The sequence below is a fragment of the Nocardia harenae NBRC 108248 genome (assembly GCF_001612885.1).
In the GTDB taxonomy this organism is placed as follows: domain Bacteria; phylum Actinomycetota; class Actinomycetes; order Mycobacteriales; family Mycobacteriaceae; genus Nocardia; species Nocardia harenae.
Genome location: NZ_BDBH01000005.1, coordinates 363337 through 381520 on the forward strand (window position 1 = coordinate 363337; position 18184 = coordinate 381520).

An 18184-nucleotide genomic window follows, 5' to 3' on the forward strand; every position below is an offset into this window, starting at 1 on the left:
TTTTCGATCATGAAGCGCCGGAAACTCCGAAGATCGGCGGTTACCGCAGCCGGTACACCCGGCGGGCAGTGGCGGTGCTGATCTCGGCCAGCTCCGCCGGGTCATCGCCGCGCACCTCGGCCAGCGCGCGCACGGTGTACGGCAGGCAGTAGGACTCGTTCGGCGCGCCGCGGAACGGGTGCGGCGTCAGGTACGGCGCGTCGGTCTCCACCAGCAGCTGCGCCGCGGGCACCACCGTGGCCGCCTCGCGCAGCTCGTGCGCGTTCTTGAAGCTCACGGTGCCGGAGAAGCTCAGCACGTACCCCTCGGCCACGCAGGCCTGCGCCATGGCGGTGTCGCCGGAGAAGCAGTGGAAGATCACCGTCTCCGGGGCGCCCTCGTCGAGCAGGACGGTGAGCAGGTCGTGGTCGGCTTCCCGATTGTGGATCATGAGCGGCTTGCCGAGCCGCTTGGCCAGGTCGATGTGCCAGCGGAAGCCGTCGACCTGGGTGTCGACGTCGGCGCAGCCCTCCAGCTTGCCCGGCCAGTAGTAGTCGAGGCCGGTCTCGCCGACCGCGACCACCCGCGGGTCGGCGGCCAGCTGCTCGAGTTCCCGCTTCGCGGCCTCGTCGAGCGCGTTCGCGCGGGTCGGGTGCAGCGCGACCGCCGCGTAGACCCGGTCGTCCCAGTGCGCGGCCTCGACCGCGAAGCGCGCGGCGGCCAGATCGTCGGCGACCGTGACGATCGTCCCGACCCCGACCGCGGCGGCCCGGTCGACCAGCGCGGTGACGCCCGCGGGGTCGGTCGCGCCGCAGGCGTCGATGTGGGTGTGCGCGTCCACCAGCGGCGCGAGTGGTTCCGGGGGCGCGGGCGCGGGCCGGGTGCGGCTCATCGGGGGCTCCGGGCGATATCGAGGGGAAGCGGGGCGGGCACGCGCATTACAGTAGACACACCATGAGCGAAGCCTTCTACCTCACCACGGCCATCGCCTATCCGAACGGCGCACCGCACATCGGGCACGCGTACGAGTACATCTCGTCCGACGCGCTGGCCCGGTTCAAGCGGCTCGACGGATACGACGTCTTCTTCATGACCGGCACCGACGAGCACGGCCAGAAGATGCAGCAGACCGCGCAGGCCGAGGGCGTCCCGGTGGAGGAGCTCGCCGCGCGGAACTCCGATGTCTTCGAGGCCATGGACAAGGCGCTCGACATCTCCTACGACCGCTTCATCCGCACCACGGACGCCGACCATCTCGCGGCCAGCGTCGCCATCTGGGAGCGGATGCTCGCCAGCGGCGACATCTACCTCGGCAACTACTCGGGCTGGTACTCGGTGCGCGACGAGGCGTTCTACACCGAGGAGGAGACGGTGCTGCGCGACGACGGCACCCGCTACTCCGCCGAGACCAACACCCCGGTCACCTGGACCGAGGAGTCCAACTTCTTCTTCCGGCTCTCCGCCTACCAGGATCGGCTGCTCGCGCTCTACGAGGAGCACCCCGAGTTCATCGCCCCCGCGACCAGGCGCAACGAGATCGTCAGCTACGTCAAGGCCGGGCTCAAGGATCTCTCCATCTCGCGCACCACCTTCGACTGGGGCGTCCCCGTGCCCGGCCACCCCGACCACGTCATGTACGTCTGGGTGGACGCGCTCACCAACTACCTCACCGGCGTCGGCTTCCCCGATACGGAATCCGAGTCCTATCGGCGCTTCTGGCCTGCCGATGTACATATCATCGGCAAGGACATCACCCGCTTCCACACCGTCTACTGGCCCGCCTTCCTGCTCTCCGCCGGGCTGGAGCTGCCGAAACGCGTTTTCGTGCACGGGTTCCTGTACAACAGGGGCGAGAAGATGTCGAAGTCGGTCGGCAATGTGGTCGACCCGCTCGCCCTCGTCGACGCCTACGGCCTCGACGCGGTGCGCTTCTTCCTGCTCCGCGAGATCTCCTACGGGCAGGACGGGAACTACAGCCACGAGGCGATCGTCGGGCGGATCAATACCGATCTCGCCAACGAGTTCGGCAATCTGGTGCAGCGCAGCCTGAAGATGGTGGCTCGTGACTTCGCCTCCGTCGTCCCGGAGCCCGGTGCGTTCACCGCCGAGGATCAGGCGCTGCTCGATCGGGCCGGTGCGCTGCTCGAGCAGGTGCGCGCCGAATTCGACACGCAGCAGCTGCATCTCGCGCTGGAAGCGCTCTGGCTCACGCTCGGCGAGGCCAACAGGTACTTCTCGGCCCAGCAGCCGTGGGCGCTGGCCAAGGCCGGGGATACCGCCCGCGAGGGCACGGTCCTCTACGTCACGCTGGAGGTCGTGCGAATCGTCGCCATCCTCGTCCAGCCGGTGATCCCGGGTTCGGCGGGGCGCATTCTCGATCTCCTCGCCCAGCCGAACCGCACCTTCGCCGACATCGCGGCCCCCCTCGCCGCGGGCGTGCGGCTGCCCGAGCCGGAGGCCGTCTTCCCGCGCTACATCGAACCCAAGTAGCGGCGCAACCGCGGACCCGCGCCGGACCGCGCCGAGCGGTTTCCGCCCGGCACGCCGGCGAGAGTCCGCTACTTCCAGGCGCCGAAGAGGCGATCGGCCTCCTTGGCCAACGCGGCCTGCAGGAACGGGCCGAAGCTGACGCGGGCGACTCCGGCGGCGGCCAGCTCCTTCAGGTTCGGCGCATCGGGGATGCCGATGGCGTTGACCGGCTTGGGCAGCTCGGAGGTGAGGCGGCGGAGATCGGCGTCGCTGTGCCGCCCGACGGGGTAGAGGACGTCGGCTCCGGCGTCGACGGCGAGCTGGAGCCTGGCGATGGCGCGGTCGACGCGATCGCTCTCGTCACCGTCCTGGCGGAGGAAGAGGTCGGTGCGGGCATTGACCACGACGTGCACGCCCGCGGCGTCGGCGAACTGCCGCAGCCCGCGCACGAACTCGGCGTGCTCCTCGGCGCCGCGCAGCCGCTTGCCCTCGCTGTGCACCGTGTCCTCGATATTGAGGCCGATGGCCCCCGCCTCCAACAGCCCGTCGATGAGCTGGGCGGGCTCCAGGCCGTAGCCGGATTCGATGTCGACCGAGACCGGGACGTCCACGGAGTCGGTGATCTGCTTGGCGCGGGTGAGCAGCTCGGTGTAGCTCATGCCCTCGCCGTCGGGCCTGCCGATGGAGTCGGCGACCGGGTGGCTGCCGACGGTGAGCGCGGAGAAGCCCGCGGCGACGGCGACATTCGCGGACCACGCGTCCCACACGGTGGGCAGGACGGCGGGGGTGCCGGGGCGGTGCAGTTCCAGGAACGTCTTGGCCTTGCTCTCCAGAGAGGTCATGCCCCGATCATGCTTCGTCCGCGCGCTTCCCGCATACCCGCCGGTCAGGCGGGCGCGTCGGCGCGGCGGGCGGCGAGCACGGCGTCGTAGAGCGCGCGGCGGGGGGCGCCGGTCTCGGCGGCGAGGTCGGCGCAGGCGTCCTTGAGCCGGATGCCGGCCGCGACCCTGGCCTCGACCTCGCCGACGAGGTCGGCGGGGTCGGCGGCGACCGGGGTGGCGCCCGCGAGCACCACGGTGATCTCGCCGCGGGCACCGTCGGCGGCCCAGGCGGCGAGCTCACCGAGGGTCCCGCGCACGACCTCCTCGTAGGTCTTGGTGAGCTCCCGGCAGACAGCGGCGCGGCGATCGGGGCCCAGCACCGCCACGGCATCGGCGAGGCAGCCGGCCAAGCGGTGCGGCGCCTCGAAGAAGACGCAGGCGCGGGCTTCGGTGCGCAGGGTGCCGAGCCACTCCCGGCGCGCGCCCTGCTTGCGCGGCGCGAAGCCGTCGAAGCAGAACCGCTCGACCGGGAGCGCGGAGAGCGCGAGCGCGGTGGTCACCGCGGAGGGGCCGGGCAGGCAGGTGACCGGGAGGTCGCGCTCGGCGCAGGCGGCGACGAGGCGGTAGCCGGGGTCGCTCACCGACGGCATGCCCGCGTCGGTGACCAGCAGCACCGTCTTGCCGTCCGCGATCTCGGCGAGCAGCGCGGGGATGCGCGCCGCCTCGACGTGGTCGTAGAAGCTCACCACCCGCCCGGTGATCTCGACGCCGAGCGCCTTGGCCAGCGAGCGGGTGCGCCTGGTGTCCTCGGCCGCCACCACCTCCGCCGCGCCGAGCGCGTCACGCAGCCGCTGCGAGGCGTCGCCGATCTCGCCCATCGGCGTCGCCGCCAGTACCAGCCTGCCCGGTTCGGTCACGGTGCTCCATTCTCCACCGCCTACGATCGGGGCGTGACCCAGGTGACCGGCCAGCGCGCGACGGCGCCCTCCGTGCCCCCGCCCGCGCGGTCCAGCCCGGCGCCGCGGCGCCCGGTCCCGGACTTCGGCCCGATCGACACCGCGCGCGGCTGGATCGTCACCGGCGTGCTCACCGTGATCGCGGCGCTCACCCGCTTCATCTACCTCGGCTACCCCACCGACGCGGGCACCCCGGTCTTCGACGAGAAGCACTACGCGCCGCAGGCCTGGCAGATGCTCACCGGCAACGGCGTCGAGGACAACCCCGGGTACGGCTTGGTCGTGCACCCGCCGGTGGGCAAGCAGCTGATCGCCATCGGCGAGGCCATCTTCGGCTACAACGCCTGGGGCTGGCGCTTCTCCGCCGCCGTCGCCGGAACGCTGCTGGTGCTCCTCGTCATCCGGATCGTGCGCCGGATGGCGCGCTCCACCCTGGTCGGCGCGATCGCCGGGCTGCTGCTCATCGCGGACGGGCTGACCTTCGTCTCCTCCCGGATCGGCATGCTCGACATCTTCATGGCGCTCTTCGTGGTCGCCGCCTTCGGCTGCCTGATCGTGGACCGGGACGAGGTCAGGCACCGGCTGGCGCTGGCCGACTTCGAGGGCCGCGCCGCGTTCACCGCGTGGGGGCCGCGGATCGGGGTGCGCTGGTGGCGATTCGGCGCGGGGGTGCTGCTCGGGCTCGCCTGCGGCACCAAATGGTCGTCGGTCTACTTCATCGTGGTGTTCGGGCTGCTCAGCGTGGCCTTCGACGTGGCGGCGCGGCGGACGTACGGGGTGCCGCGGCCCTGGCTCGGCACGCTGGTGCGCGATGTCGGGCCCGCGCTCTACGCGCTGGTGCTGATTCCGCTGCTGGTGTACCTGGGCAGCTACGCGGCGTGGTTCGCGAGCGAGGTCGGGGTGTACCGCTGGGCGGTGGGCAACCAGATCGGCACCGGCGGGCCCTTCGCCTTCGTGCCGGACGCGCTGCGCTCGCTCTGGTACTACAGCGGCGAGAGCCTGCGCTTCCACTCCGAGCTCACCAACTCGGCGGGCAACCATCACCCGTGGGAGTCCAAGCCGTGGACCTGGCCGATGGGGCTGCGGCCGATGCTCTACTACTACGCCGACGGCGGCGTCACCGGCTGCGGCCAGACCCAGTGCGTCAAGGCGGTCATGCTGGTCGGCACCCCGGCGCTGTGGTGGATCGCCTTCCCCGCACTGGCCTGGATGATCTGGCGCGGGATCGTCCGCAGGGACTGGCGCTACGCCGCGGTGCTTGCCGGGTACGGCGCCGCCTGGCTGCCCTGGTTCCTCACCCTGGACCGGCAGATGTACTACTTCTACGCGGTCGCGCTCGCGCCCTTCCTGGTGATGGGGGTGGCGCTGGTGCTCGGCGACGTGCTCGGCCCGGCCCGGCGGCTGCCGCTGCCGCGCGGGGTGCCTGGCCCCGCGCGAGCGCCGAGCGAGCGGCACAGCCTCGGGCTGCTCGCCGTCTGCCTGTACCTGGGGCTGGTGATCGCCAACTTCGTCTGGCTCTGGCCGATTCTCACCGCGCTGCCGATCACCCCCGGCAACTGGCACGACCACCTCTGGCTGCCCAGCTGGCGCTGATCAGGGCTGCGGATTGGCCTCCAGCGCGGAGCGTATGTAACGCAGGGCACTGCGGTCGTCCAGGCCGAGCCGCCGGACGACGGCGACGTACTCGGTGGCGGCGCGCCCCGCGAGGTCGCGGGTCGGGTCGCCGGAGGAGGCGATGAAGGTGCCCTGCCTGCCGCGGGTCTCCAGCACCCCGTCGGCCTCCAGCTCCCGGTAGGCCCTGGCGACGGTGTTCGGGGCGAGCCCGAGCTGCCCGGCCAGCGCCCGCACGGTCGGGATCTTCGTGCCCGCGGTGAGCGCGCCGGAGCGCACCTGGGCGACGACGCCGATCCGCAGCTGCTCGTAGGGCGGCACCGGGGAATCGTGGGTGATCTCCAGCTCGAGCACGGCTCACACCTCGTCGCGGGCGATGGGACAGGAGAGGCAGCGCGGCCCGCCGCGCCCCGAGCCGATCTCCGAGCCGGGGATCGGCAGCACCTCGATCCCGGCATCGCGCAGCCGGGCGTTCGTCATCTCGTTGCGCTCGTAGGCGACCACGACGCCGGGGGCGAGCGCGAGCGTGTTGTTGCCGTCGTCCCACTGCTCGCGCTCGGCGGTGACGCCGTCCAGTCCGGTGTCGATCACCCGGAGCTTGCCGATGCCCATGGCCTCGGCCGCCGCGGGCAGGAACGGGTCCGGCCCGGCCATGCTCACCCCGCCCGCGCCGGTACGGCCGCCGTATCCGTCCTCCCGGCGAATGGTGAACGCGGTCAGCGAGTCCCGCACCGCCGGGTACATGACGACGGCATCGGTGTCGACCATGGTGCAGACGGTGTCCAGGTGCATGGTGGCCCGGTTCTGCGCGATCGGCACCACGAGCACGGTGTGTGCGAGGTCGTCGTCGAAGAGGCTGCGCGCCAGCGCCTCCGCCCCGGCGGGAGAGGTGCGCTCGCCCACCCCGACCGCGACCACGCCGGGCGCGAGCAGCAGCACGTCGCCGCCCTCGATCGGCGCGGTGTGCGATTCGTAGGCCCGCCGCACCCCGAGGAAGCGCGGGTGGAACGCGTAGATCAGGTCGGTGAGCGAGGTCTCCCGGCCGCGCGCTGGCAGCGCCAGCGCGGTGATCGCCACCCGCGGCCCGACCCAGAACGACGAGTCCCTGGTGAACATGAGATTGGGCAGCGGGTCGATGACGAAGTCGCTGCCGTGGTGCATGCGGCGCACCAGCGAGGCGGTGTCCGGGCCGAACGGCAGCTCGTCGAAGGTCATCCCGGCGATCAGCACGTTCGCCAGCTCGGGGCCGGGCACCCCGCGCAGGTGCGCGGCGAGCTGCTCGGCGAGCGGGTGGCCGAGCCTGCGCGCGTCCACCGCGCCCGCGATGCCCTGGACGCGCGCAGCGCCGCTCACCCCGAGCGTCTCGGCGAGCAGCTCGCCGAGGAGCAGCACCTCGACGCCGCGGTCGCGCAGCGTGTCCGCGAAGGTGTCGTGCTCCTGCTGCGCCCGCTCGACCCACGGGATGGCGTCGAAGAGCAGCTGATCGTTGTTGCGCGGGGTGAGCCTGCGCAGTTCGTCACCCGGGCGGTGCAGCAGCACCGCCCGCAACCGGCCGACCTCGGAGGTCACCGAGAGCCGGACCTGAGCCCCGTGGCCGTCGTCCATGGAACGACCGTAGTCGCACCCGCCGCGCACGGCACGGCGATTCGGTCCCGGCCGGAAGGAACCTGAAGTATTGTTGAGGTGAATGGAGGAGCCCGATGACGACTGCCGATTGGCGTACGAAGGAGCTGACCCCCGGTCAGCTCTCCGAGCGAAGCGGAGTAGCCGTGTCCGCCCTGCACTTCTACGAGCGCGAGGGGCTCATCTCGAGCCGCCGCACCAGCGGGAACCAGCGACGCTACACCAGGGAGACGCTGCGCCGGGTCGCCTTCATCCGGATCTCGCAGCGGGTCGGCATTCCGCTCAGCGAGATCAGGGACGCGCTCGACCGGCTGCCCGCGGGCCGCACCCCGACCCGCCGCGACTGGGAGACGCTCTCCACCGCCTGGCGCACCGACCTGGACGAGCGGATCACCCAGCTGGTCCGGCTGCGCGACAACCTGACCGGCTGCATCGGCTGCGGCTGCCTCTCGCTCGGCAGCTGCCGGCTGGTCAACGAGGGCGACCGGCTCGGCGACGAGGGGCCGGGCGCCCGGGTGCTCGACGTGCACCTGAACTGCCCCGAGACCGCCGAGTGCGGCCCGCCCGGCGCCTGCGAGCCGATGGAGAGCGTCGGCTAGCGCCGCGGCTCGCGCAGCAACCGGGCGAACTTCCGCAGAATTCTCGCCGATCAATCCGCCCGGCGTTACCGGCGCGGCTCCCGGAGCAGCCGTGCGAAGTTCTTGGATGCCTGCCCGATCACGAATTCGTAGGGCAGCGCGAACTTCCGCTTCCACCAGTAGGCGAAGCGGATGTCGAACGAGGTGAAGACCAGGAAGCGATCCTTCTCGATGCCCTTCATGATGGCATCGGCCACCTTCTCCGGCGCCACGGCGTGGCCGGTGAAGCGGTCGTGCAGCCTGCGCACCCTCGGGTCCTCCTTGTCGATCCCGACCAGGTCGAAGGAGCGCACCAGCGGGGTGTTCACCGCGCCGGGCGCCACCACGTGCACCGAGATGCCGTGCGGCGCGAGGTCGAAGCGGAGCACCTCGGAGACGCCGCGGATGCCGAACTTGCCGGCGCTGTAGGCGGCGTGCCACGGCAGCGCGATCAGCCCGGCCGCCGAGGAGACGTTCACCAGCGCGCCGCCGCGCCCGGCCCTGACCATGGGCGGCACGAAGGTCTCGATGACGTGAATCGGCCCCATGAGATTCACCTCGACCATGCGCCGCCAGTGCCGGTGCTCCAGGTTCTCCACCGTGCCCCAGGCCGAGGTGCCCGCGATGTTCAGCACGATGTCCAGCGCGACGTGCTCGCCGTGCACCGCCTCGGCGAACGCGAGAACAGCGTCGTAGTCGGTGATGTCGAGTGCGCGGGCGGCGAGCACCGTCCCGCCCGCGGCGCGCACCAGTTCGGCGGTCGCGGTCAGCCCCGGCTCGTCGATATCGGTGAGCACGAGCTGCCCGCCCTGCGCCGCCAGCGCCACCGCGGTGGCCCGCCCTATGCCGCTCGCGGCCCCCGTCACCAGCGCTTTCGCATTCCGCACGGCCACCTTGCGGTGCCGCCGGATACCAACCACAGCCACAGCACGTTCCTCTCGTCGGCGGGCGTCCCGTTGTCGCAGGGTACTTCGCCGCGCCCCGTGCTCCGGCGGGCCGCGCTCAGCGCGCGAGCACCGCGAGCATCCCGGCGACCGCGCGCGGCCAGGTGAACTGCTCGGCCCGGCTGCGCGCGGCCAGCCTGCGGCCCGCCATCGGCATGGCCAGTACGCCGTCCACCGCGCGGGCGAAGGCGGCCGGGTCGTCGGCGGCGACGGCGCCGCACTCGGCGGTGACGATGTCGGCGAGCGCGGAGGAGCGGCTCGCCACCACCGGGGTGCCCGCGGCCAGCGCCTCCAGCGCGGCCAGCCCGAAGGTCTCGTGCGGCCCCGGCGCCAGCGAGACGTCGGCGGTGGCGAGCAGCGAGGCGACCCGGTTGCGGTCGGTGATGAAGCCGGTGAAACGCACCGCGGGCGCTCCGCCCGGCAGCGTCGGCAGCATCCGGGCGCGCCGCTCCAGCGCCTCCCGCCGCGGGCCGTCCCCCGCCACCACCAGCCGCGCGCCGATCCCGGCGTCGGCCAGCTCGCCGATGGCCTCGATACTCCGGTCCACCCGCTTCTCCACCGAGAGCCTGCCGCAGTGCACCAGCAGCGGGTGCCCGGCGACCCCGAGCTCGGCGCGCAGCCCCGCGTCCACCCGATTCGGGCTGAAGACCTCGAGGTCGACGCCGAGCGGCACCAGCTCGACGTTCGGGACGTCGATCCGGCGGAACTCGGCGCGGGCGAACTCCGTGGTGCAGACCACCACGTCGTACTGCTCGGCGGTGCGGCGGTTGGCGAAGTCGGCGAAGCGCCGCGCGGCCGGCCCGGGCAGCACCTGGCCGATGAGCCGGTCGAGCCGCTCGTGCGAGATCATCACGCTCGCCACGTCGCGCCTGCGCGCCCAGTTGCCGAAGCCGCGCAGGGTGAGCCGGTCGGAGACCTCGAGCACATCCGGCCGCAGCCCGGTCAGCACATCCGCCACCCGGCGCGGGTCGGCCGCGCGGTAGCCGCCGGTGAACGGGATCGGCAGCGCGGGCAGGGTGATGCGGACGGCTCCGGTGGGCAGTACCTCCTCGGCGCGGCGCGGGCCAGGCACGATCAGCACCACCTCGTGGCCCGCGTCGACGTAGCCCTCCCCCAGGTGGTGCAGCGCGGTACGCAGCCCCCCGGAGCGCGGGCCGTAGAAATTGGCGAGCTGCACGATGCGCACCCGCCGATCGTCTCGGCGGCGGAGTGCCCGGCGGCCAACGCCGTGTGAACGCGGTACGAAGAGGCGACGAACCGCGCGCTTCAGCGCGTCGGCATGCTGCGATCCGGCCGGGGCAGATCCAGGTCGAGCGGGATCCGCCCCTCGGCCAGGTGCACCTCGGCCTGCTCGGCGGGCATCGGCCGGGCGATCAGGAACCCCTGCGCCCGGTAGCAGCCGAGCCCGACCAGGGTGCGCGCCGCGACCGGCGTCTCCACCCCCTCGCCGACGACGCCGAGCCCGAACGAACCGGCCAGCCCGATGATGGACTTCACGATGGCCAGGTCGTCGGCGCTGGCGCCGAGCCGCTGCACGAAGCCGCGGTCGATCTTCACCGCGTCCACCGGCAGCGCCTTGAGGTGCGAGAGCGAGCTGTAGCCGGTGCCGAAATCGTCGATGGCGATCTGCACGCCCATCCGCTTGAGCCCGCGCAGCGTCACCTGGGTGCGGGAGAGGTCCTGCACCACGACGTGCTCGGTGATCTCCAGGCAGATCGAGCTGCCGTCGATGCCGAACAGCCGCAGCATGTCCTCGATCCGCTCGACGAAGTCCAGGCTGACCAGCTGCACCGGCGAGACATTGATCCGCATGACCACGTCCGCGGCCAGCCCGCGCCTGCGCCACTCGGCGAACTGCGCGCAGGCCGAGCGGATCACCCAGCGGCCGAGCTCACCGGCGAGGTTGGTGGCCTCGGCCACGGTCACGAAGGCGCCGGGCGGCAGCAGCCCCCGGGTCGGGTGCAGCCAGCGCACCAGCGCCTCCAGCGCGACGATCCGGCCGGTGCGCAGATCCACCTCGGGCTGGTAGTGCAGGATCAGCGAGCCGTCGGCGACCGCGCCGCGCAGATTCAGCTCCACGTCGTCCTGCAGCTCGAACTGGGCGCGCATGGCGTCGGTGAAGACCGCGACGCCGTTACCGCCGCCGGACTTGGCCGAGAGCAGTGCGTGGTCCGCCCGGCGCAGCACGTCGGCGACGGTGGTCTCGCCCGGGATGCCGAGCGCGACCCCGACGCTCGCGCCGCGGCTCACCGACTCCCCGCCCACGGTGACCCGGCGCCCGATCAGCTGCTGGATCCGGGTGGCCTCGTTCTCCGCTGCCACCGCGTCCATCGGCTTGACCGGGACGATCACGAACTCGTCGCCGCCGAGCCGGGCGATCATGTCGGTCGGGTCCAGGTTCTCCCTGAGCCGGGTCGAGAGCGAGCGGATGAAATTGTCACCCGCGGTGTGTCCCAGAAAGTCGTTGAGCGCCTTCAGCCGGTCCAGATCGAGGAAGAAGGTCGCGACCGGGCCGGGGCTACCGGCCCGCAAACGTTCCTCCATGTGCTCGAGCAGCGCCCTGCGGTTCGCCAGCCCGGTCAGGTCGTCGTGCAGCGCGATGTAGCGCAGCCGCTCCTCGGCCACCACCCTGGCCTGCAACTGGGCGAAGAGCGCGGCGATCGCCTTGAGCACATTGAGCTCGCGAGTGGACCAGTCGCGGTCGCCGACCTTGATGAAGCCGAGCAGCCCGGTCGACTCGCCGCGGGAGAGCAGCGGCACCGCGGCCGAGGTCACGTAGGGCAGGCCGGAGGCGCGGCGGATGGTCTCCTGGTAGTCCGCGTCGTCCCTGGTCACCAGGAACGGCTCGGTGGCATTCTCCAGCGCCTTGAAGACCGAGTCGGCCTTGTCGAAGTAAACGACCTCGAGCGGGTCCGGCTCCGGCACGTCCTCGCGCGGCGGCCACTCGGCGACGAGAATGGTCGCGCGGCGTTCCCGGTCGGTGTGCCTGACGTAGCTGAAATCGACGTCGAAGTACTCCACGAGAGTTGCCAGCACCCGCGCGGTGACCGCCTTCATCGTGGTCGCGTCGACACCCATCAGCTCGGAGGCGACTTCGGTCACCAGTGAGTCGAGTGTCCGCCGAGGCACCTTGTCTCCGATCGCACTAGCCGCTGGTGTCCACGCCCGGCATCGGACGTCGCCTGCTCCGGACCGTCGCGTCGGCGGCCCGGCTCACGCGCAGCGCCAATGCCATGGTCTCACGTTCGGGAACGCCGACGAGGTGTAGGAATCGGTCCCGAAGTGACGTCAGTGTATCCACGAAGCCGGGGGAAATCGCGGCCAGTTCGCTGACGTCGTTCGCATAGAGGAAGACCGGGGAGATCGGCTGCACCGCAAGACCCGCTCGTTGCGCCGCGATCCACACCCGCTCGGCGGCGGCGCCGCCGCGGGCGTAACCGGTCAATCCGGGCCCGTCGACCGTCTCGGCCGGTACCGTCACCACCAGGATCGCGGCCGCCGTGAGCACCCGGTCGCGGGTGCTGTCGCCCAGCGCGGCGCCGCCCGACCAGTCCCGCAGCAGCGCCATGATGTCGGCGCGGCGCGCCACGTCGAGCGCGACCCGCTCGTCCGGCGCGAGTTCGAGGCTGCGCACATCGATACCCGCCGTCAGGTCCGCATCGGCCGCCCTGACCTCGGCGAACAGCTCGCGGTGCAGCGCGGGCTCCAGGTAGCGCACCCGATCCGAGCCGGCCAGGATCGCGGCCGCCTCGGCGAGGCCGTCCGGCTCACCGACGATTCGCAACATCGCACCCTCCGCCGTTGCGGCGTTGCGCAGCTCGGTGGCGAGTGTCTCGTCCAGTGCGCCGCCGGTGCCGAGCCTGCGATTGGTCTCGCGCCGCAGCGCGAGGGGATAGTCGGCGGCGAGCGCCGGATCCCGCTCCCGTCCCAGACGCAGGTGCGCGATCAGTCCGTCGTCGGCCGATTCGCGCACAGCGACCGGACCGAGAACGCCGAGCGCCGCCGCGGCCGCCCGCGCGTTGTAGAGCGCGGCACCGAGCGCCACCGCGCTGCCACGGAAGCGGTGGTCCAGCCTGGTGCGGTAGTCGGTGCGCAGCGCGATCCGGATCTCTCCCGCGTCGGCGGTGAGCGTCCACGGCTGCGCATTGCCGCCCGACGGCGCGCGCTGCGCGCAGTGCAGCACCCGCTCGACGACGGTGGCGCCGGGCGGGGGCAGGTGCGGGTCGAGCTCGTCCGGCCCCGCGGCCGGCGCGGCGGGCACCGCGGGCGGCGCCACCCGGTCCAGCTCCGCCTCCAGATCGATCCGCACCCGGCCGGAGGGCAGCGGGCGGCCGAGCCCGATCCGGCGCACCGCGGCGGCCACCAGCGCGCCGCCGAGCATGACCTCGCTGCCCAGCTGCGGCCAGGCCGCCAGGGTCTCGTCGATCTCGACCATGCTCGCGCCCATGCGCGCCGAGATCTGGTCGGCGCCGAGGATGCCCATGACGTAGGGCGCCTTGTCCCTGGCGGCGAGGCCGCGCAGGTCGGCGGCCTGCACCCCGCCGAGCATGCCGTGGAAGGGCTCGCGCTCCGGCTCCAGGTCGTAGCGCTCGATGTCGAGCAGCCCGCGATCGCTGGTCTCCATCACCACCGGCAGCCCGATCGCACGCGCGTGCTCGCGGACGAGCAGCTTGACGTCGAGCGAATCGCACTCCTCGACCACCAGCGAGAGCCCGGCCAGATACTCCGGCATGGCGTCGCCGTCCACGCCGCCGGTGCGGATGTCGACCGGCAGGTACGGGTCCAGCTCGGCGATCCGCCGCGCCGTCACCACCGCCTTGTTCACCCCGATGTCGAAGAGCGTGCCAGGCACCCGATTCAAATTGGAGAGCGCGATCGCGTCGAAGTCGGCGAGCCGCAGGTAGCCGCAGACGCCCTCCTGGGCGAGCGCGTAGGCGACGGCGTGGCCGACGCTCTGCCCGACCACCCCGATCCGCAGCTCGCCGAGGACCGCCTGCTCGGCGGCGGTGAGCTTGTTCCGGTTGCGGTTCAGCCGGACCGCGCGGAACTCCGGCTCGGCGGGCAGCCCGAGCAGCCGGTTGCGCCACGGGTAGTAGACCCAGCGGTCCCCCGCGGGCGGCGGGGGCTCCGGGATCTCGGCGAGCTCGGCGCGCAGCGGCTCGCGCAGGTCGGTAACCACGATCCCGGGGCGCGCGCGCAGCTCCGCCATGGTGGCCGCGGCGCCGGGGGCGGCGGGGTCGACGATGAGCGGCCGGTGCGCCGGACCGGGCTCAGCAGCCATGGAAGGGCCGCGGGTCGGGCTCGGGGATGCCGAGTTCGGCCCACTCGGCCCGCATGGCCGCGTACTGGTCGGGCGCCGTGGTGCTGCGGTAGCGCCTGGAGTCCCACCAGATCGGCACCGTGCGGTAGCGCTCGTCCGGGTAGGGCACCGGCGCGATGTCGGTGGCCGCGATGCCGCCGCTGGCCGCGTGTCTGCTCGCGGTGAAGGAGGCGACGGTGGCGAAGCAGAAGCGCGCGCCGAGCAGCCGCGGCGCGTGCGCCAGGCAGCGCGAGATCGCGGCGCCCAGCTCGTTGCGGTACGGGGTCTCCCTCGCCACCCAGGCGCCGCGCCCCTCGACCACGCCGAATGGCAGCCGGCCCGCCATCATCATGCGCAGCGCGCTCTCGCCGGGGCGGCCCGCCCAGGCCAGCAGCGAGGTGGCGTCGACGACCCGCCGGTACCGGCCCTGCACCCGGACCCCGGCCACCACCCGGCCATCGGCGTCGGTGGCGGCGCAGAAGAGCGCGGTCGTATCGCCGCCCGCGGTGGCCTCGAGCTCCAGCGCCTGCTCCACCCCGAAGTGCCGGTAGGTCCGCAGCGCGCCGTCCAGGTAGCGGGCCCACAGCACCGGCTCCGCGGCGGGCGTCGCCAGCCGGATGCGGCAGCCCGAACCCCGGTCCAGGAAGTGGCTTCCGGCGGTGGTGATCGGGTGCCGCGAACGGTCGTCGGGCGCGTCCGCGGGGCCGACTGCGATCGTTTCGACAGTCATGTGGTCAACTCCTGCTACCGCCGCCGGGCGGCCCTCGAACCTATGCGGCAGCCTGCTCGAACGTACTGTCCGGTTCGCCCGCCAGTGGAAGTATCCGTCATCCGACAGGAATTGACCACTTATCCGGCTAATCTCCCGTGACCATGTCACATTTTTATTAATCCGCGCCCGAACCCGTGCTATGTGCATTATGGGGCGGTACCGGATAGACCGGCTGGTCCGCTAATGGCAACCTGCTGGCAACCCCAGGATCGGCGCTGGTCAGACCAGTATGGAGATGAACAATTCGACCGCGTCCGGCTTGCGCCACACCTCGATCTCCTCCCGGTACGCCCTGGTGATCTCGGCCGACGCGGTGGCGTCGTCGACCTGGGCCCAGACGTCCTCCACCGGATCGTGGTAGTCGCCGTTCGGCTCGAAGCGGGCGAAGACGCCCTTCGGCACCCGCACCAGGACGTCGCCGACCGGGACCTCGGCGGGCCCCGGGTAGTCGAGGCAGACGACGGCGTTGTAGCTGCCCGCCGGGTCGGGCACGTAGAGCGTGTAGAGCACGCGCTCGGCGATATCCCGATCGCGCAGCCGGTCCTTCAAGAATTCGATCAGGTCGCTGTTGCTGACCTTGAAGCTGGGCCGCACGCGGGGGACGACGAGCCCGCCGTAGATCGCCTCCGGGCGCACCGCGATCGTGTATGTCATCGCGGCTCTACCGCCAGGTAGAGCTCGATCTTGTAGGCGTGCGGATACCACTCGAAATCACCGGAGTAGGTGCGCTTCAGCTGATTGTGCTCCTCGGCGTACGATATTTGCGTCCACAAATCCGTCATAATCTGCGGGAAATTACCCATCGACGAGAATTTCGCATACTTTCCGCGTGGCAACCTGGCCACGATATGACCCCTGGTGACTTCGTCGAACGACGAACACCGATATCCGACGATCTGGGTGTTGTACGTCCCGAGCTCACCCGAGTAATCGGTGTAGGCGCTGGCGAGCGGGCCGCCGAGGTCCTGGTGCAGCACTGCTGTCCAGGCCGCCTCCAGCGCCTGGTCCCGCAGCTCTCCGAGCGCGCGCTTCGGGCTGCGCACCGGCAGCCCGGCAACCCACGTCTCGTCCCGCTCGACGATTTCGAACTGCATGGATCGACTCTTTCGGGTGAAACCGGGGTAGCTCCAACCAAGGGGCTCTTCGGAGGTGCCATGCTATCAACCCGGAGATCCGATCATCGATCGCCCGGCCGCGGCACCGGTCATTCCCGCGGCGGCGTTGATCGACACCCGGTATCGGATTCCTGCGCCGACGAAGGGAATGTGCACCATCGGTAATCCGGAAGTTCCCGCCGACCCGATCGGAACGACCGGCCGGAAATCCCGGCGCGGCCGCGTCACCGACCCCGCCCTGATCACCGCAGTGCGCTCGATCGCGGAGTTGGACGCCGCCGTCACGGATTGTTTCGGCTGCCCCCGGCTGGTCGCCTGGCGGGAGCGGGTGGCGCGGGAGAAGCGCGCCGCCTTCCGCGACCAGCGCTACTGGGGCCGGGCGGTCCCGGCCTTCGGCCCCGCCGACGCCGCACTGCTCATCGTCGGGCTCGCGCCCGCCGCGCACGGCGCCAACCGCACCGGCCGGATGTTCACCGGCGACCGCAGCGGCGACGTGCTCTACGCCGCGCTGCACGCCGTCGGGCTGGCCAGCCGGCCGACCGCGGTCGCCGCCGACGACGGGCTGCGGCTGCGCGGGGTCCGGATCACCGCCCCGGTGCACTGCGCGCCGCCGGAGAACAAGCCGACGACCGCCGAGCGCGACCGCTGCAGGCACTGGCTCGACCTGGAGCTCGGTTTGCTGGCGCCCACGCTGCGGGCGGTGGTCGTGCTCGGCGGGTTCGGCTGGCAGGCGCTGCTCCCGGTGCTCGGCGCCAATGGCTGGCAGGTGCCGCGGCCGCGGCCGAAATTCGGGCACGGGGCCAGGGTGACGCTCGAGCCCGCGCACGCCGAGCGCGGGCCGCTGCACGTCTTCGGCAGCTACCACGTCAGCCAGCAGAACACCTTCACCGGCCGGTTGACCCCGGCCATGCTGGAGCGGGTGCTGGCCGCGGCGGGCACCGCGGCCGGACTCCCGGTCAGGACGGCCGGGCGATAGCCGCGATCACCACCCGGCCCTCCCACACCGTCACGGTGACGAACTGGCGGTACGTGCGCACGGCGCCGTCCGGGCGGGCCTCGGTGATCACCACGTCGAAGCGGCCGTCCGCCATCTGCGTGATCAGCACGCAGTGCTGGGTGTTCGGCGGCACCGATGCGATGCCCGCGTCGATCACCTCCACCGTGGAGACCGCCGCGTCCGGCGCGGTCACCGCACGCGCCGCCGTGCCGGAGCGGGTCACGTAGTAGGCGTGCTGGAAGGCGAGGACCGCCTCCGGGCCGGTGTCGGTCGAGCCGAGGCCATTGCCGCGGACCAGACCGTTCTCCCTGGTCGGCTCGCAGCCCGGGCCGCCGCCGAGGATGGGGTCGGTGATCGCCGCGACCGGCTGGCGCGGGTTCGTCGCCGCCGCGGTGTAGGTGAGCACCACCGCCGCGGTGGCCAGTGAACCCGCCACCGCCACCAACCCGACCACAAGGGAGCGGCGCACCCGCGGTTTCGCCGGGGCCGGTTGCTCCGCGGAGGAGAGGCCGGGGGTGAGCATGCCCGGCCACAGCGGAGCCGCCGCCCTTCCCTTCTTCGGCGGCTGGGGGATGCGCGGGGGAAGCGGGCGGTCGCGGCGCGCGGCGTCGCGGAGGGAGCCGGGGGGTGGGGGGCCTTCGCCGCGGCGGCGGCCTTGCGGGGTTCCGGAGCGTTGGGTGCCGGGGCGGACGCGGGGCAGTGCGCCGGAGTGCGGGGGTAGCGGAGTGTCCGGGCGGACCCGCGGCAACTCGCCGGAGCGCGGGGAGACCGGAGTCTCCGGACGGACCCGCGGCAACTCGCCGGAGCGCGGGGAGACCGGAGTCTCCGGACGGACCCGCGGCAACTCGCCGGAGCGCGGGGCGTCCGGGCGAACGCGAGGCAGAGCACCCGAGGCCGGACCATGCGGGTGGACACCAGGCAGTCCGCCGGAAACCGAGGCGTCCGGGCGGACACGGGGTAGCGCACCCGAGACCGGGGAGT

The 18184-nt window shown here is 72.2% G+C and carries 17 protein-coding genes; 4 read left to right on the forward strand and 13 right to left on the reverse strand.

What is annotated here, in order from left to right:
• Positions 1 to 40 precede the first annotated feature (40 nt).
• Positions 41 to 871: a TatD family hydrolase gene (locus NH2_RS13275; protein WP_067653154.1), complete on the reverse strand. Its 831-nt coding sequence runs from the start codon at positions 869 to 871 to the stop codon at positions 41 to 43.
• Positions 872 to 933: 62 nt separating this feature from the next.
• Between NH2_RS13275 and metG the strand changes: the two genes are divergently transcribed.
• Positions 934 to 2469, forward strand: coding sequence for a methionine--tRNA ligase (metG, locus tag NH2_RS13280; protein WP_067653156.1), 1536 nt, complete (start codon positions 934 to 936; stop codon positions 2467 to 2469).
• Between the two features lie 68 nt (positions 2470 to 2537).
• Here metG and NH2_RS13285 read toward each other — a convergent pair whose 3' ends face one another.
• Positions 2538 to 3290, reverse strand: coding sequence for an isocitrate lyase/PEP mutase family protein (locus tag NH2_RS13285; RefSeq protein ID WP_067653157.1), 753 nt, complete (start codon positions 3288 to 3290; stop codon positions 2538 to 2540).
• A 44-nt stretch (positions 3291 to 3334) separates the two neighbouring features.
• Complete coding sequence (rsmI, locus tag NH2_RS13290) at positions 3335 to 4186, reverse strand: 16S rRNA (cytidine(1402)-2'-O)-methyltransferase (RefSeq protein ID WP_281202029.1); 852 nt, start codon at positions 4184 to 4186, stop codon at positions 3335 to 3337.
• Between the two features lie 33 nt (positions 4187 to 4219).
• Between rsmI and NH2_RS13295 the strand changes: the two genes are divergently transcribed.
• Positions 4220 to 5818, forward strand: coding sequence for a dolichyl-phosphate-mannose--protein mannosyltransferase (locus NH2_RS13295; RefSeq protein ID WP_067653159.1), 1599 nt, complete (start codon positions 4220 to 4222; stop codon positions 5816 to 5818).
• On the opposite strand, the gene NH2_RS13300 is transcribed toward NH2_RS13295, so the two are convergent.
• Together NH2_RS13300 and NH2_RS13305 are read right to left on the reverse strand one after the other, a co-directional pair.
• Positions 5819 to 6190, reverse strand: coding sequence for a GntR family transcriptional regulator (locus NH2_RS13300; protein ID WP_067653161.1), 372 nt, complete (start codon positions 6188 to 6190; stop codon positions 5819 to 5821).
• Between the two features lie 3 nt (positions 6191 to 6193).
• Complete coding sequence (locus tag NH2_RS13305; RefSeq protein ID WP_067653163.1) at positions 6194 to 7441, reverse strand: arginine deiminase; 1248 nt, start codon at positions 7439 to 7441, stop codon at positions 6194 to 6196.
• Positions 7442 to 7536: 95 nt separating this feature from the next.
• Here NH2_RS13305 and soxR point away from each other — a divergent pair, with 95 nt between their 5' ends.
• Entirely contained in the window at positions 7537 to 8058 is a 522-nt protein-coding gene (soxR, locus tag NH2_RS13310) for a redox-sensitive transcriptional activator SoxR (RefSeq protein ID WP_067653165.1), read from the forward strand.
• A 65-nt stretch (positions 8059 to 8123) separates the two neighbouring features.
• Here soxR and NH2_RS13315 read toward each other — a convergent pair whose 3' ends face one another.
• The 7 genes from NH2_RS13315 to NH2_RS13345 all read right to left on the reverse strand — a co-directional run bounded on the left by NH2_RS13315 (position 8124) and on the right by NH2_RS13345 (position 16185).
• On the reverse strand, positions 8124 to 9002 hold the full coding sequence (locus NH2_RS13315; RefSeq protein WP_439951748.1) for an SDR family oxidoreductase: 879 nt from the start codon (positions 9000 to 9002) through the stop codon (positions 8124 to 8126).
• Positions 9003 to 9078: 76 nt separating this feature from the next.
• Positions 9079 to 10206 (reverse strand): glycosyltransferase, encoded by a 1128-nt coding sequence (locus tag NH2_RS13320; protein ID WP_067653167.1) that lies wholly within the window; start codon positions 10204 to 10206, stop codon positions 9079 to 9081.
• Positions 10207 to 10286: 80 nt separating this feature from the next.
• Positions 10287 to 12122 (reverse strand): putative bifunctional diguanylate cyclase/phosphodiesterase, encoded by a 1836-nt coding sequence (locus tag NH2_RS13325; protein ID WP_281202030.1) that lies wholly within the window; start codon positions 12120 to 12122, stop codon positions 10287 to 10289.
• Between the two features lie 43 nt (positions 12123 to 12165).
• On the reverse strand, positions 12166 to 14301 hold the full coding sequence (locus tag NH2_RS13330) for an Rv1355c family protein (protein WP_067653169.1): 2136 nt from the start codon (positions 14299 to 14301) through the stop codon (positions 12166 to 12168).
• The gene (locus tag NH2_RS13335; protein WP_067653171.1) at positions 14291 to 15049 is read right to left on the reverse strand and encodes a hypothetical protein; all 759 of its coding nucleotides are present in this window, start codon (positions 15047 to 15049) and stop codon (positions 14291 to 14293) included. Before NH2_RS13335 ends, NH2_RS13330 begins: the two co-directional genes overlap by 11 nt.
• Before the next feature lie 261 nt (positions 15050 to 15310).
• Positions 15311 to 15745: an effector binding domain-containing protein gene (locus tag NH2_RS13340; protein WP_067653173.1), complete on the reverse strand. Its 435-nt coding sequence runs from the start codon at positions 15743 to 15745 to the stop codon at positions 15311 to 15313.
• Entirely contained in the window at positions 15742 to 16185 is a 444-nt protein-coding gene (locus NH2_RS13345; protein WP_067653175.1) for a GyrI-like domain-containing protein, read from the reverse strand. The genes NH2_RS13340 and NH2_RS13345 overlap by 4 nt, the downstream gene beginning before the upstream one ends.
• A gap of 259 nt (positions 16186 to 16444) precedes the next feature.
• Between NH2_RS13345 and NH2_RS13350 the strand changes: the two genes are divergently transcribed.
• Positions 16445 to 17182 carry a uracil-DNA glycosylase gene (locus tag NH2_RS13350; RefSeq protein WP_245650573.1) on the forward strand — a complete coding sequence of 246 codons (738 nt, stop codon included), beginning with the start codon at positions 16445 to 16447 and terminating at the stop codon, positions 17180 to 17182.
• Here the strand turns inward: NH2_RS13350 and NH2_RS13355 are convergent.
• Positions 17163 to 17726, reverse strand: coding sequence for a DUF8176 domain-containing protein (locus tag NH2_RS13355; RefSeq protein ID WP_067653177.1), 564 nt, complete (start codon positions 17724 to 17726; stop codon positions 17163 to 17165). The genes NH2_RS13350 and NH2_RS13355 overlap by 20 nt on opposite strands.
• Between the last annotated feature and the right edge of the window lie 458 nt (positions 17727 to 18184).

Bases quoted from the DNA above. Each gene is read 5' to 3' on its own strand.
- NH2_RS13285 (WP_067653157.1), bottom strand. From the start codon at position 3,290: ATGACCTCTCTGGAGAGCAAGGCCAAGACGTTCCTGGAACTGCACCGC.
- NH2_RS13355 (WP_067653177.1), bottom strand. From the start codon at position 17,726: ATGCTCACCCCCGGCCTCTCCTCCGCGGAGCAACCGGCCCCGGCGAAA.
- soxR (WP_067653165.1), top strand. From the start codon at position 7,537: ATGACGACTGCCGATTGGCGTACGAAGGAGCTGACCCCCGGTCAGCTC.
- NH2_RS13340 (WP_067653173.1), bottom strand. From the start codon at position 15,745: ATGACATACACGATCGCGGTGCGCCCGGAGGCGATCTACGGCGGGCTC.
- NH2_RS13330 (WP_067653169.1), bottom strand. From the start codon at position 14,301: ATGGCTGCTGAGCCCGGTCCGGCGCACCGGCCGCTCATCGTCGACCCC.
- NH2_RS13275 (WP_067653154.1), bottom strand. From the start codon at position 871: ATGAGCCGCACCCGGCCCGCGCCCGCGCCCCCGGAACCACTCGCGCCG.
- NH2_RS13335 (WP_067653171.1), bottom strand. From the start codon at position 15,049: ATGACTGTCGAAACGATCGCAGTCGGCCCCGCGGACGCGCCCGACGAC.
- NH2_RS13345 (WP_067653175.1), bottom strand. From the start codon at position 16,185: ATGCAGTTCGAAATCGTCGAGCGGGACGAGACGTGGGTTGCCGGGCTG.
- NH2_RS13305 (WP_067653163.1), bottom strand. From the start codon at position 7,441: ATGGACGACGGCCACGGGGCTCAGGTCCGGCTCTCGGTGACCTCCGAG.
- metG (WP_067653156.1), top strand. From the start codon at position 934: ATGAGCGAAGCCTTCTACCTCACCACGGCCATCGCCTATCCGAACGGC.